Genomic DNA, 14537 nt, shown 5'->3' with positions numbered 1-14537 from the left:
GCCCGAGGTCGGCGGCACCCTGCGGCAGGGCTGGGAGGTGGGCCCGCGTCCTTGGCCCGCCCGTCAGGACGCGGGCCCGTCTCACGCGGCCAGGCCGGGACCTCCCTCTCCCCGGGCCGGATCCGCAGCGGTGGTACCGGTGGCCGGAACCTGTTCGAATCCGTCCACACGTCCGGGCGTGTCGCGCTCCTGCCGTACGGAGGCCGCCGCCGGGGTCGCTGCCTCGACTGGACCGAAGCGGCCGCTCTCCCGGTCGAGCACATAGGCCTGGGCGGTGGCGAAGTCGAAGTACATGCCGACCAGCCGCAGGGTGCCCTCGGTCACCCGCCGCTCCACCGCCGGGTTGGCCATCAGCTGGTCCAGCTGCTGGACCACATTGGTGATGCAGAGCTGCTCGGTCAGGTCGACCGCCGGGCGGTCGGTGAACTCGGCCGGGATCCTGCGCAGCCGGTCCAGCGAGCCGCGGCCGTTGCGCAGCCAGCGGGCCAGCGGGGTGGGCCGGCCGGGCTGCTCGTGAACGCCGTCGAGCAGGGCCTTCATCGCTCCGCAGCCCGAGTGCCCGCAGACCGTGATCGACCGGACCTCCAGCACCTCGACCGCGTACTGCACCGCCGCCGCCACCGAGTCGTCGGCCGCGCCCGGCTCGTGCGGCGCCGGCACCAGGTTGCCGACGTTGCGCACGGTGAAGAGGTCCCCCGGGCCACTGTTGGTGATCATGCTGGTGACCATGCGGGAGTCCGCGCAGGTCAGGAAGAGCTGTGAGGGCGCCTGCCCCTCCCGGGCGAGCCGGGCCAGCTCGGGCCGCACCAGCGGGGCGGTGTGCAGCTGGAACACCCGCACCCCGTCCAGCAGTCGGCCGTGCGGGTCCTCCTGCTGCTCGATGCAGTGGTGTCCGGCCCAGGGCGTCCAGGCGCGGCAGCGGTGCGGGCCGGGAGAGCTGCCGGTGCGGACCGTGCCGTCCGGATCGAGCACCTCGTCGTCCTGGCGGCGCGTCACCATCGACACCCGCCCCCCGCCGGCCTGGTGACCGGTGCGCCAGCTGTGCACCGTCTCGTAGGCGGCGTGGTCCAGGAAGGAGCCGTCGTGGACCACGGCGACCTCGGCGCCGGCCGGGATACCCGCCAGCGCCCGGCTGAGCCGGGGCACCGCGGTGAAGGTGAGCGGGCCGTGGGTCTCCACCGTGAACGAGCCGTCGGGACCGGCCAGGACGTCCACATGGGCGCGGGTCAGCCGGTAGAGCGCGAGCACTACGGCCGTCGCCGCGCCGAGCGCCACCCCCGGCAGGACGCCGAACAGCACCACCGCGACCACGGTGGTCAGATAGACGGGGAACTCGCGGTGGCGGTGCACCTTGCGGATGTGCGCGAAGCTCACCATCTGCAGACCGACGACCAGCACCAGGGCGGCGAGCGCGGCGAGCGGGATCCGGCGCAGGCCGCCGGTGAGGGCCAGCGCGGCAGCCAGCACCCACACCCCGTGCAGGACGGCGGACCGCCGGCTGCGCGCGCCGGCCCGGACGTTGGCCGTGCTGCGCACCGCGCCGCCGGCGACCGGCAGCCCGCCGACGAGTCCGCTGACCATGTTGGCGAGTCCCTGGCCGCGCAGTTCGCGGTCCAGGTCTCCGGTGCGGCGCGACATCCGGTCGACCGCGACGCCGGAGAGCAGCGACTCGACGCTCGCCACGGCGGTGACGGTCAGTACGGCGGCCAGGATGGCGAGGGGCGGGCCGTGCGGCAGGTCGGGCGCGAGCCCGTGCGGCTGCCAGGCGGGCAGTTCGACCCGGGCGAGCCGCAGGTCCAGTGCGACGGCGAGCGCGGTGGCGGCGGCGACGGCCGCGAGCGGGCCGGGGACCTTGGCCAGCCGGGTGCCGAACTCCCCGTACCGGCCGGGAAGCCGGCCCAGCCGGGGCCAGCCGAGCAGTACGGTGACGGTGACCGCGCCGACGGCCAGGGCGGCGGGGTGAGGGGTCGACAGCTGGGCGGGCAGGGCGAGCAGGTTGGCCAGTGCCGAGCTCTGCGGGGAGCCGCCGAGGACGACGTGCAGCTGGGCGATGGCGATGGCCAGGCCGACGCCGGCCAGCATGCCGTGCACGATGGCGGGCGAGACGGCCAGCGCGGTACGGGCCACCCGCCTTGCCCCGAGCAGGAGTTGGAGCAGGCCGGCGGCGAGGGTGATGGTGCAGGTGGCCTGCCAGCCGTACTGGGCGATGAGCCCGGCGGTGATCACGGTGAGCGCGGCGGAGGGGCCGCTGACCTGCAGCGGGGTGCCGCCGGACAGGCCGACCACGATGCCGCCGACGGCCGCCGCGGCGAGGCCGGCGGTGAGCGGGGCGCCGGTGGCCAGGGCGATGCCGAGGGAGAACGGCACGGCGATCAGGAACACCACCAGCGAGGCCGAGAGGTCCTGCGCCCAGGCGGCGCGGGGACGTCGGCCCGGTGGGGCGTGGTCGGTGGTGTCGGAGGCGATGGGGGCGCTGGAGATGTCGAGGGTCATGGGTCTTCCCGTCTGTCCGGGGGAACGAACGCAGTCAGGTCCGGCGGTGAGTCCGGTCGTGGGCTCGGTGAAGCGGATCGGCTGTCGTGGGTCGCGACGGTGTGGCGGGATGGCGCGGTCGGGCCGGGAGTGCGGGTGTCACCGGCCGGGCCTTGGTCCATCGGGCCGTCCGGCGGCCGCTCGACGGGGCGCTGGGAGGAGCCAGGCCACGGCCAAGGGGCAGCGGGGCGGAAGCGGAACATCAAGACTCGGTAAACCGAGGGTAATGAGAGCTTTGCACAGCGTCATCCGGAGCGACAGTGAATAACCGCCCGGTTCACTCCATTGGGTGGTGGCCGAACGAACGGGAATCTGCTGGTGGAGGCCGTGTCGCGGACGCGCGCGGGCCGCGGCCCCCGTGTGGGGGACCGCGGCCCGTGGACGCTGCGGTGGCCTCCGGCTCAGACCGCCGCGCCGGCGGCGCTGGGCTCGCCGGCCGGAGCGGACCCGCCGCCGAGCACGAAGCCCCGGTCGACCTGGGCGGCGAGGTCCGTGCCGACCTTCGCGTTGGCCCAGCTCTCGGCGTTGCGCAGGTGGAAGAGAACAGCCTGCTCGGTGTACCGGGCCGGGTCCCGCAGCTCGTACGCGGCGTCGGTGGCCGCGCGCAGCTCGTCCAGCACGGCGCGGTTGGCGGGTTCGAGGGCGCGCAGCGGCGGCTGTGCGCCCTGTTCCAGGCGGCGCACCCAGTCGGACTGGCCGAAGGCGGTCAGCAGGTCCTCGCCGACCTCCCGGCGGAGGAAGTCCAGGTCGTCCGGGCCCTGCACCTTGTTGCCGACGACCCGCAGCCGCACGCCGAAGTCGCGTGCGTAGTCCCGGTACTGGCGGTACACCGAGACGCCCTTGCGGGTGGGCTCGGCGATCAGGAAGGTGAGGTCGAAACGGGTGAACAGCCCCGAGGCGAAGGAGTCGGAGCCCGCGGTCATGTCGGTCACCACGTACTCCCCCCGGCCGTCGACCAGGTGGTTGAGCAGCAGCTCGACCGCGCCTACCTTGGAGTGGTAGCAGGCGACGCCGAGGTCCTCCTCGGTGAACGCGCCGGTCGCCAGCAGCCGGACCGAGCCCTCGTCGAGCGCGACCGGTCGGGCGCAGGCCGTGTAGACCGGGTTCTCCTCGACGATCCGCAGCAGCCGCGAGCCCCGGCCGGGCGGGGTGGTCTTGATCATCTCCTCGGCGGAACGGATCAGCGGGTTGCTGCCGCGCAGGTACTCCTTGATCTCGGGCAGCCTGGCCCCCAGCGCGGGCAGTGCGGCGGCCTGGTCGTCCGTCAGTCCGAGCGCCGGGCCGAGGTGCTGGTTGATGTCGGCGTCGACGGCGAGGACCGGCCAGCCCGCGGCGGCCAGGTGGCGGATGAACAGCGCGGACAGCGTGGTCTTGCCGCTGCCGCCCTTGCCGACGAAGGCGATCTTCATCTTGGAACTCCGGCTCTCGCTGCTGGGGCTCTCACTGCTGGGCCCGCCGCGGTCGCGGCTGCGCGCCGCGGCGAGGTCGACGATCTTCCGAGCTGGAAATCGTTGTCGTCTACGACGGCGGTCATGCTATCGGGGGTTTGGGGTCGCTGGCCGGAGGGAAGTGAGGATTGCCTCTAACGGGTGATCCGAGGTTGCTGTTCCGGGCGGGGCGCCCGGGTCATTACTCTCGGGTAGGTGAGCACTGGAACAGATCCCCTCGCCCCGCTGGCCCAGCTCCCCGGAGTGCCGGACGCGGTGGCCGAGGTGCGCAAGGCCGTCGACCGCCTCTACGGCCACCGGGTGATGCGTCGCCGCGCGGCCGAGGTCACCTCCGAGTCCGCCCTGCGCGGCGCCCGCGCCTCGGCGGCGCTGGCCGGGGCCGACTGGCCGTTGGAGGAGGTCCGACGGCGCAGTGACTTCGGCGCGGACGCCGAGGCCCGTACGGTGGGCGCCGCGCTGCGGGTGGCGGCCGAGGCGGGCCAGCTGCTGAGCATCTGGCGGCACTCGCCGCTCCAGGTGCTGGCCCGGCTGCACCTGCTGGCGGTCGGGGACGCCGACCCCGCGGCGGGCCGCCCGCGGCAGGGCGGTGAGGGCGCCGACGACCCGTTCCCGCTGGAGCTGAAGCCGGCGGAGGGCGTCGCGGCGGACCACGGCCCGGCGACCGCGCCGGCCGGCGCGGTGACGGACGGGCCGGTGCCGGCGCTGCCCGCGGCGCCCGGCCCGGAGGAGGTCGCCGCCCGGCTCGACCAGCTCTCCCGGCTGCTGGTCGCCCGCGCGGAGGGCCAGGGCGTCGGGACGCCGGCCCTGGTGGTCGCCTCGGTGGTGCACGGCGAACTGCTGGCGTTGCGGCCGTTCGGCGCGTACAACGGCCTGATCGCCCGGGCCGCCCAGCGGATCGTGCTGATCGCCGAGGGGCTCGACCCGAAGTCGATCTGTCCGGCCGAGGTCGGCTTGGTGGAGCTGGGGACGGACGCCTACCGGCGGGCGCTGGCCGGCTACCTGGCGGGGACGCCCGAGGGCCTGGCGGCCTGGATCGGCCACTGCGGCCGGGCGTTGCGGCTCGGCGTGCGGGAGAGCACGGCAGTCTGCGAGGCGATGCAGCGCGGCATGGTCTAGGGCCTGGCCCGGGTGGGCGGATCCACCCGCCCGGACAGCAAGATGCGGCGGCACCTGATCCTGCCAGGTGCCGCCGCTGGCACAGATGCCGGGTGACCATGCATGCACCGGAAAGTGCCGATCAGACGGGGATCCTGCCCGTTCGTCTGGTCCGGCGGCCCGACAGCGGGTCGGCTGCATGTGGGTGCTCGGTCATCTGTACGGCGGTCCGTGGGGCCTGAACTGCGTTGTCGGTTTGACCTCTTCGGTCCTGACCGGGTCTCGCGGGCCGTGTTTCATTTGTATCGCGTTTCGGGCGAAAGGGGAACCCGAAAAGCGGCCTCTTGGGCTTTTGACCGTTTTGTCCAACGCCCTCGTGATCAGGCCGCCGGGCGGCGGCGCCTGGCCGCGTACCAGATGACCCCGGCCGTCAGCGCGGCGGTGCCCACCGCGACCGCCGTCAGCACCGAGCGGCTCGGCGCCGAGAATTCCGGGAGCCTCCGCCGGAGTTCCACCGGCTTGTCGAAGACCAGCACCGGCCACTCGCGGGCCATCGCCTCCTTGCGCAGCGCCCGGTCCGGGTTGACCGCCGAGGGGTGGCCGACCGCCTCCAGCAGCGGCAGGTCGGTCGACGAGTCGCTGTAGGCGTAGCACTCGGTCAGGTCGTAGCCCTCGACCCCGGCCAACTCCCGGATCGCGGCGGCCTTGTTCTCGGCGTAGGCGTAGTACTCGATCTCGCCGGTGTAGCAGCCGTCCTCGATCTTCAGCCTGGTCGCGATCACGTGGTCCGCGCCGAGCAGCGCACCGATCGGCTCGACCACCTCGGAGCCGGAACTGCTGACGATGACCACGTCGCGGCCGGCCGCGTGGTGCTGCTCGATGAGCGAGGCGGCCTCGTCGTAGATGATCGGGTCGATCAGGTTGTGCAGGGTCTCGGCGACGATCTCGCGCACCTGCTGCACGTTCCAGCCCCGGGTCAGCGCGGAGAGGTACTCCCGCATCTTCTCCATCTGGTCGTGGTCCGCGCCGCCCACCAGGAAGACGAACTGGGCGTACGCACTTCGCAGGACGGCCCGACGGTTGATCAGGCCGCCCTGGTAGAAGGGGCGGCTGAACGCGAGGGCGCTCGACTTGGCGATGATCGTCTTGTCGAGGTCGAAGAAGGCGGCGGTGCGCGGGCCGGTCGGACCGGGCCGCACGGCCGGCGGACGGGGCCCGGACGGGCCGGAGCCGGGCGCTCCGGGGCGTGCGTCGGTCACGGCCGTCCCGTCGGGCCCGGGTGTCCCGTCGGCTCCGGCAGCTGCGGCGGTGGAGTCCGGGGACTCGTCGGCGTGCTCGTCGGCGTTCTCGGTGGTGTCCACGGGAACCGAGGATAGAGGGCGCCGCAAAACAGCCCGCCATTCGGTGTACTCGTGGGCGTGCGGGTTTGTGTTTCTGGCCGCTCGGGTACACCATGGAAGTCACGGATCGTTCGCGACCGTGCTAACCCGGTCCGGCTCCTCCCCCCCGAGTCGGGCCGTGGATAGACGACCCCCGCTCTCCCCCCCGGCGGGGGTCGTCGCACGTCCAGGGCCATTTTCAGGGCTTGAACGGCCCATCGTGCGGATCTGCCGGCCGGCCCCCGTGGTGTCTACAGGGGGTGTCGGGGAACGGGGGTGGTCGCGTGTTTTCATCACTCTCAGTAGATGGCCCATAGGGCGTCGTTCGTGGTCGGCGCCGACCCCGGCAGCTTCGGGAATGCGGTCGGACCTGCCCCGGGGAGCGCGCGGTCCGCGCGGTGCTATCCGGTCTCGTCGGTATGGCGGTTCATCTCCGTGAGCCCGTTTCGTCAATTCTTTGTCCAATAGCCCCCCGTGCGGGTGAACGTTTTCGTCCACAGCCCATGAGTTGTCCACAGGGATTCGGAACCAGGCGGACGGAATCCGGATCACCGTCCACCGTGATGTCCGGCGGTGGTCGCCGGGTCCGTGCCGCGGGCCCGGCGACCGGCTGCCGGACCGACCGGACACCAGGACGACAGGGGAGCCCTCATGACGAAGCCCATCACCGACCACCCCACCGCCGGCGGGCCGGAGCCCGTCGGGCCGCTCGTCCTCACCGGGGACGACGGCCTGGCCGAGCAGCTGCTCCGGATCTGCGCGGCGGCCGGCACCGAGCCGCGGCTGATCCGGGGCGCCCCGCCGCCGCGCGAGCTGTGGGAGGGCGCCTCGCTGGTCCTGGTCGGCGACGATCGGTCCGGACAGTGTGCCGGGCTGCCCCGCAGGCCCGGGGTGCTGCTGCTCGGGCTGGACCTCGACGACGCGGGCGTTTGGGTCAGGGCCGTCCAACTCGGCGCGGAGCACGTGCTGTTCCTGCCCGACGCCGAGGTCTGGCTGCTCGACCGCGTCGCCGACGCCGCCGAAGGGGTCGGCGCCCCCGCGCGCACCGTCGCCGTGCTCGGCGGGCGGGGCGGCGCGGGCGCCTCCACCCTGGCCTGCGCGCTCGCCGTCACCGCCGCGCGCCGGGGCCTGCACACCGTGCTGGTCGACGGAGACCCGCTCGGCGGTGGCCTCGACATCCTGCTCGGCGGCGAGACGGCCGCCGGCCTGCGCTGGCCGGACCTCGCCGGTTCCCGGGGCCGGGTGAACGGCGCCGAGCTGGCCCGGGCGCTGCCCGCGCTCAAGCGGCTCCGGACCCTGTCCTGCCTGTCCTGGGACCGCAGCGACACCCTCGCGGTGCCGCCCGAGGCCATGCGCAGCGTGTTGGCCGCCGCCCGCCGTCGGGGCGGACTCGTGGTGGTCGACGTGCCCCGGCGGCTGGATCCGGCGGCCGGGCAGGCGCTGGAGCAGTCCGACACGGCGCTGCTGGTGGTGCCGGCCGAACTGCGCGCGGTCGCGGCCGCCGACCGGGTGGCCGCGTCCGTCCGCATGCGGCTGGGCGACGTGCGGGCGGTGGTGCGGCCGCCGGGTCCCCTCGGGATCCCCGCGCACCGGGTCGCCCGGGGACTGCGGATGCAGCTCGCCGGGGTGCTGGAGCCGGAGCCCGGGCTGGCCGTCGACCTCGAACAGGGCGTACCGCCCGGCATCCGGGAGAGCGGGCCGCTCGCCCGCTTCTGCGGGGCGTTCCTGGACGAGGTGCTGCCGCCGGTGCCGGCGGTCGAGGGGGGTGTCGCCTGATGGTGCGTCTGCGCAGGACCGACGGAGGTCCGGGTGCCGACCGCGGTGGCGGCGGGCCGGGTGAGCGGCGCGCGCTGCGGAGCGTCCCCGGCCCCGGGAGCGTCCCGGGACCCAGGGCCGAACCGAACGCCTACGGCCGGACGGCGCGGGAGGAGCGCGCCGCCGCGCTGGTCGACGCCGTCCGGCTGCGGCTGGCCGAGTCCGGGTCGCCGCCGACCGCCGGCTCGGTGGCGACCGCCCTGCGCGCCGCCAGGCCGCCGCTCGGCGGCGACGACGTCCTGGACACCGTGCGCTTGCTCTGCGCCGAACTGGTGGGTGCGGGCCCGCTGGAGCGGCTGCTGGCGGCGCCCGACGTCACGGACGTCCTGGTCAACGGACCGGACGAGATCTGGTTCGACCGGGGCGGCGGGCTGCGCCGGGCCACCGGCGTGCGCTTCGCCGACCCGGAGGCGGTGCGCCGGCTCGCCCACCGCCTCGCCACGGCGGCCGGGCGGCGGCTCGACGACGCGCGGCCCTGGGTGGACGCCCGGCTGCCGGACGGCACCCGGCTGCACGCCGTCCTGCCGCCGATCGCGGCCGGCTGCACCCACATCTCGCTGCGGGTGTGCCGCCCCCGGCCGTTCGATCTCGACGAGCTGGTGACCGGCGGGGCGCTCCCGCCGCGCGGTGGCGAGCTGCTGGCCGCCGTGGTGCGGGCCCGGCTCTCGCTGCTGATCAGCGGGGGCACCGGCACGGGGAAGACCACGCTGCTCGCGGCGTTGCTCGGTCTGGTCGGTCCGGAGGAGCGGATCGTCGTCGCCGAGGACTCCGCCGAACTGCGGCCCGACCACCCGCACGTGGTGCGGCTCCAGGGGCGCCCGCCCAACCAGGAGGGGCTGGGCGAGCTCACCCTGCGGGATCTGGTCCGCCAGGCACTGCGGATGCGGCCCGACCGGCTGGTGGTCGGGGAGGTACGCGGTGCCGAGGTGGCCGACCTGCTCGCCGCCCTCAACACCGGCCACGAAGGCGGCTGTCGGGCGACAATCAATCGTTCAGTAGCGTGGTGAATAGTTCAGCGACAATGCAGTAGCGCACTCAATCGTTCAGTCGCTTGTGCTGGCCCAGGGCTGCCACTGTTGGCTTCCGCCTGGGTGCAGACCCGTACATCCCGCTGGCCGCAGCCGTCCTGAACCCGAACGGAGCCCCGGTTCCGTGCACGTTGTACGTGGTGTACAAGCTAAAGGCGTGGATGAGCGAATGGTCGGCGTTCACCGACGAGTGACCACGTCAGGGAGCATCGGCATGGCGCACTTCTCGGCTGAGCCTGCCGCCGCGGCCCCGTGGCTGATAGCGGCACCGATCATCTGATGCGACGTCGCGACTGCGGCCGCGGACGTCCTGCTCGGGGTCTACACGGACGGGTGAACGCAGCCGCGCGCCGTCGTGCCGCAGCGTGGCCGCATCCGCCACCATGAGCCCGTCCTCATCGTGCAGCCCTGCCCTCATGTCCGCGAACAGGAAGGCTTCCCTGGATGCCCGCGCCCACAGCTCATCGTCCCACCGGCCGACTGTGGACGGTGCGAATCGTCCCGCGCGGACGTCCCGCCGAGGGCATCGTGGGGCTGGAGTGCTCCGCCCCGGTGTGTAGGGCGCTCGGCGCCGAGCGGCACCGGGTGCCCGCGCAAGCCCGTGCGGCGGCGATCGAACACCTCGCCGCCCACGCCCGGAAGGTCGGAACGCTGCACGAAGAAGCCTTCTGCCGCTGCCGGGCGGAGGGCTGCACATGGCACCCGGCCCCCGGTGTCTGCGGCGGGCCCGTAAGCCTGACACTCGCACCGGACCGCTTCGGAAGGATCTGGCGGCTGGCGGAGATGTGCGCCCGGTGCGTGGCGGCCACCCCGCACATCAAGATCATCCATTCCGCGCCCGCCTACCGTCCGCGGGCCCCCAGCGCACCGCTCGCTCCGCCCCCGGCGCGGACCCCGACCGCCGTGCCGCAATTTACGGCACCGCCGACGGGCACCGCGTCGCGGCAGCGGCCGGTGCCCAAGTCCCCGGCCCGCACTGGCACCCCACCCGCATCGCCGCGCGCGGCCCTGTCACCGACGGGTCAGTCTCCCGCGCCAGCCGAGGCCAAGGCGGGTACAACCCCAGGGGCGGCTGCTGTGAAGCCGCTGATCACACCATCGGGCAAGCCGCTGCTGACCACCGGGCACGCGGTAGCGCTTCGGCGCCTGTGGGACTACTTGGCCACACGCCGCCCGGGCAGTAGCCCGCAAGCCCGGCTGCTGGCCCTGATCTGCACGCCCCGGGCCGCGCGCCCCGGGGAGCGGGCCGGCACCGCGAACCTGACCGCCCAGGACCTGACCGGACTCCTGAAGCTCGACGATCCCAGGGCCGTGGTGGAGGACCTCGTCGCCTGCGGGTGGCTGCACGCGGACGCCGACGCGGTCCTGGACGCGCAGACCAGCGCGGTGCAGTGCACGGTGCCGGACCTGGCCGCCGCCTCGTCGGCGCCGCTCACCGTGTCCGAGAGTGCCCGCTCCCGGCTGTCGGGCTGGTGCCTGCGCCTGCTGAGCCACAAGCGGCTGCGCAAACAGCCGGCGGTGATCAGGTTGACCGCCGCGTACACCGCCGCCCACGCCGACTCGACCGGGGCGGGGGAGGTCGACCTCGCCCATCTGTGCGCCGCCTGCCAGCTGAGCGATGACGAAGCGGATGCCGTCGCAGAGGTGTTGCGCGAAGCCTGCTGGTTCACCTCCGCCACCGTCGCCAGCGGACGGTTGCGCTACCAACTCGCCGAAGACATCTGCGGATTCGCCGAGGCATCGGCTTCCCGGTCCAGCTCTCGGCCTCCCAAGGACGAGGAGCCGAGGGCAGTGGACGAGCGGCTCCGGCTCGGGCGGATGAAGCTCGGCAAGGGCCTGGCCGGAGACATCGAACGAGCCCTGGGCTGTCTCCTGTGCGCGCAGGACGGCGTGGTCAACCACGTTCCCGACGCCCACCACGCGCCCCGGCCGCTGTCGCTGACCGTCTACGCCGGACGCAAAGCGCTCAGCGGCCGGCAAGCAGCAGTCCTTCAAGCGATGATGGCCAAGGTCGCCCAGACTGCCCCGGCAGGCGGCCCCGATCTGCGGCTGGCCGCCGTGTGGTGGGCCACCAGGGCGCTCTGGAGCGGCGAGCTGGACCTGTCCGCGCCCAAGGTCAAGCGCATCCCGATCCCCGGCATCCGCGATTCCTTGAGGGAACTCGCCGCCAGTGGCTGGATGCGGGTCGACTTGGACGCGGTTGCTGTGGCCGCCGACGCCGACCCCGTCATCGCCGCCATCCCGGACTTGGTGGGACACGACCCGGCCCTGTGGCTCGGCCGGGACTCAGCCACCTTCCTGGCCACCTGGCAACGGCGGCTGATCCGCCATCCCCTGCTGAGCGAAGCGAGCTCCGAGCATCGACTCGCTGCGATGTACCTGACAGCGCACGCCGACCCCGAGCGCCGCCTCGAAGTCCCCCTCCACGCCATGGCCGCGGCCATCGCGGCCAGCCCCGCCGTAGCCGAAGCTGCCGCGACCGCGCTGCACGAGACCGGCTGGCTCGCCCAGCTACCCGCCGTCGCCGACGGCGTTCTCACAGCTGGCCTCAGCGCGAAGGCACGAGCCGTCGCCTCCCCTTGCCCACCCGTCCACGAGCCCTTCGACCACTACAGCCCCGACCCGGCCGTCCAGGAGCAGGCAGCCGCCCTCGTCGAGGGCCGCCAGGCCGAACTGGCGCGCTGGGTGGCCGACTACCTCGCCCGCCACGGCCACGGCCCGAGTTGGCGGATCCTGCGCAACGCGCACTTCGAACACAACGACCCGACCTACATGGACCACCTCCACGGCCAAGCCATTAAGCTCCTGCGTGACACTGGCTGGCTCGCCGGATTCGGTCGGCCCTTCGGTCTGCGGCCCGGCTGGCGCCACCACGAAACCCCCACGCCAACCCCATAGCGCCAGCTGGGCGAAACCGGGACCCGCTGCTCGCTCACGGGGACGAGCATCCCCTTTGCCTCATCGAGCGGGCCAGGCCGTTCAACGCGTGCGCCTGTGCCAGCATGGGGGACCGGTGGAGGGGCAGGAGGAGCGCGATGGTCGAGCGTGGGCACTGGATGCCCAGGCGGCTGCCAGCCGTTCCCGTACCGGTGCCCGGAGAGTCTCTCCACAGCTGGGCAGCCGCCTTGGCGCGCGTCCTGGAGACCAGCTTCGCGCCGGTGACCTCGGTCCTCGGCCTGGACGGCGGAGGCAGCAGTGCGATCTTCCGGCTGCGGCGGGCCGTCCAGGGGCTGACCGAGGGACAAGTGGAGACCGTAGCCGCAGCCACCGGCCTGACCCGCCAGCGGATCACCGAGCTGACGCTTGAGTCATACCTCTCCGGCGTGCACGCCGACCACCCATGGCCCGCCGGCCTTCCGGACGTCCCCAAGATCGATCAGCATGAAAAGAACCGGGCGGCCGTCATCCAGCGCGGCTATGTCCTGGGCACCACCCGGTTCAGGGTCTGCCCCGCGTGCATCGGGGAGAGCGACGGCCGGTGGCCGCTGGCCTGGCTGCTTCCATGGTTCGTCGTCTGCCTCCGCCACCGGCTCTACATGGTCGATGCATGCGTGTGCGGCACCGGTGTCCGCTCGATCGGATGCATCGACGGCGACAACTGGAGGTGCCACGGCTTCGACCGCAGACGGGGGCAGTCGTGTGGGCGACGACTGCGCGACCTGCCTGGCCTGCCGGTCACGGATAGCGCGCTGGTCGACGCGCACAGCTGGCTGCTGCAACTGCTCAACCGTTTGGGCGAACGCGGGACGGCGGAGAACGTCACCCCCAACGATCTGTTCGCCGTGTTGCTGCTGTGCACCGAACGCGGAACCCTCGCCGACGTGAGGGGCCTCGACGCCCGCGTCAGAGAGGTCTTCGAAGAACGGACCAGGAAGAACGAGGCCACCGTGTGGCGCGCGGGCGAGAGCTCGCGCGGATACTCCGCGCCCCTGCCCGTGCTCGCGGCCGGCCTTCGCATGGCCGTACCGATCCTCGCCGCCGCCGACCCCCTCCGGGAAGCCCGCCGCGTCCTGCCCGTGGAGGTCGAGGACGGCGGCGTCCGTGCCATCTCGGACTGGCTCCACACACCGCTGCAGATCACGGCGATGAGCCTGGTCGGCCCCCGCTTCATCCCGCTGGCGGCCTGCGTCCTTGACCAATCCGGCAGCCCCGTCCCGCGCACCCAGCACGCGATGATGCACCCGAAACGCTTCATGAGCGGCTGGTCCGCGCTTGCACCGCAGCGGCAGCCCGGGGAGGAGTCCGCCACGCCGGACCCGACGACCGTCCAAGGCGTCCTTCGCGGCGGCCGAAGCCGCCGCAGTCAGTAGGTCCAGGTCGATCCGGAACCCCGATACTCCTCGATCGGGATCGGCTGGACGCCGGAGCGCATCCGGTCGGTGTAGGGCAGGTCGTCGAGGTGGTCGATCTCGTGGGCGATGAGGCGGGTGAGGCCGAACTCGTAGGTGACGGTGGTGACGGCACCATCGAGGTCTTATGAGCTTCCCATCGGAGATCAACTCAGACGGGCACGCATCGTAATCAGATGAACGCATGCCGGGCGATTCGCCCATGAGGCCTATGGCAATGTGTCGTTCGTGCCCCTCTCGGGGATTCACTCGTTCGGGTGGACTCCCGGGAGGGGTGTTCGGAGGTGGAACGCGAGGGTCGAAAGGGGTTAGATCCAGGTGTAGTTCTGGTCTGTGATCGGCTCCAGCTCGAACCTGCACACCGGGGCGTCGGGGCTTTCGAGTCCCGCGATCTGCTTGCCGATCGGCGGGAAGAGCGGCAGGCCGTCCACCTTGCGGTAGTCGTGCCACTCGACGGTGCCGACCTCGTGGCTGCCGTCGGGGAGCTCGTCGAACTCCTGGGTGGCGAGCTGGGCGCGGACCTCGGGGGTGACGTGGAGGCGGTAGATCAGGTGGAACTTGCGGGGTGGCGGGGTCGGGCCGGGCCGGCTGATCCGGGCGTCCGCCATCCAGATCAGCTCCGGCTCGGTGGGCGCCTGGTCGCGTTCGAGGTCGAGTTCTTCCTTGAGCTCGCGGTACATGGCCTCGCGGTAGTCCTCGCCGTCGTGCACGTTGCCGCCGATGGTGGTGTAGTGCACGGAGTCGGCCCGGTCCCGTCGCAGCAGCGCGACGTCGTTGCCGCAGAAGACCAGGCCGGTGACGCGGACCTTGATCCTGCTGAACGGCTCGGGCGTCGTCGCTTCGGTGGTGCTCATCGGGTTGGTTCTCCTTGATGGGGATGGTGGCGTGTTG

At 73.0% G+C, this 14537-nt stretch carries 8 protein-coding genes and 1 pseudogene; 5 read left to right on the top strand and 4 right to left on the bottom strand.

Features of this window, described 5'->3' with window-relative positions:
- Positions 1-81: 81 nt before the first annotated feature.
- Both ABZW10_RS05465 and ABZW10_RS05460 read right to left on the bottom strand, forming a co-directional pair.
- Entirely contained in the window at positions 82-2493 is a 2412-nt protein-coding gene (locus ABZW10_RS05465; protein WP_355360319.1) for a SulP family inorganic anion transporter, read from the bottom strand.
- A gap of 440 nt (positions 2494-2933) precedes the next feature.
- Entirely contained in the window at positions 2934-3941 is a 1008-nt protein-coding gene (locus ABZW10_RS05460) for an ATP-binding protein (RefSeq protein WP_355360316.1), read from the bottom strand.
- 234 nt (positions 3942-4175) lie between these two features.
- Here ABZW10_RS05460 and ABZW10_RS05455 point away from each other — a divergent pair, with 234 nt between their 5' ends.
- The gene (locus tag ABZW10_RS05455; RefSeq protein ID WP_355360313.1) at positions 4176-5096 is read left to right on the top strand and encodes an oxidoreductase; all 921 of its coding nucleotides are present in this window, start codon (positions 4176-4178) and stop codon (positions 5094-5096) included.
- 359 nt (positions 5097-5455) lie between these two features.
- On the opposite strand, the gene ABZW10_RS05450 is transcribed toward ABZW10_RS05455, so the two are convergent.
- On the bottom strand, positions 5456-6274 hold the full coding sequence (locus ABZW10_RS05450) for an HAD-IB family hydrolase (protein WP_355360915.1): 819 nt from the start codon (positions 6272-6274) through the stop codon (positions 5456-5458).
- An 831-nt stretch (positions 6275-7105) separates the two neighbouring features.
- Here ABZW10_RS05450 and ssd point away from each other — a divergent pair.
- The 4 genes and pseudogenes from ssd to ABZW10_RS05430 all read left to right on the top strand — a co-directional run bounded on the left by ssd (position 7106) and on the right by ABZW10_RS05430 (position 13607).
- Positions 7106-8230, top strand: a complete 1125-nt coding sequence (ssd, locus tag ABZW10_RS05445) for a septum site-determining protein Ssd (protein WP_355360310.1) — start codon at positions 7106-7108, stop codon at positions 8228-8230.
- Positions 8230-9243, top strand: a pseudogene (locus tag ABZW10_RS05440) (TadA family conjugal transfer-associated ATPase); the annotation flags it as partial. The gene ssd and the pseudogene ABZW10_RS05440, both read left to right, overlap by 1 nt.
- Positions 9244-10374: 1131 nt before the next feature.
- Positions 10375-12195: a hypothetical protein gene (locus tag ABZW10_RS05435; RefSeq protein WP_355360307.1), complete on the top strand. Its 1821-nt coding sequence runs from the start codon at positions 10375-10377 to the stop codon at positions 12193-12195.
- A gap of 104 nt (positions 12196-12299) precedes the next feature.
- Positions 12300-13607, top strand: coding sequence for a TniQ family protein (locus ABZW10_RS05430; protein WP_355360304.1), 1308 nt, complete (start codon positions 12300-12302; stop codon positions 13605-13607).
- 347 nt (positions 13608-13954) lie between these two features.
- Here ABZW10_RS05430 and ABZW10_RS05425 read toward each other — a convergent pair whose 3' ends face one another.
- Positions 13955-14500 (bottom strand): NUDIX hydrolase, encoded by a 546-nt coding sequence (locus ABZW10_RS05425; RefSeq protein WP_355360301.1) that lies wholly within the window; start codon positions 14498-14500, stop codon positions 13955-13957.
- Between the last annotated feature and the right edge of the window lie 37 nt (positions 14501-14537).

The sequence above is a fragment of the Kitasatospora sp. NPDC004723 genome (assembly GCF_040609255.1).
In the GTDB taxonomy this organism is placed as follows: Bacteria; Actinomycetota; Actinomycetes; order Streptomycetales; family Streptomycetaceae; genus Kitasatospora.
Note: the sequence above shows the minus strand (reverse complement) of the source record. Positions and strands in the feature narration are given on the sequence as shown.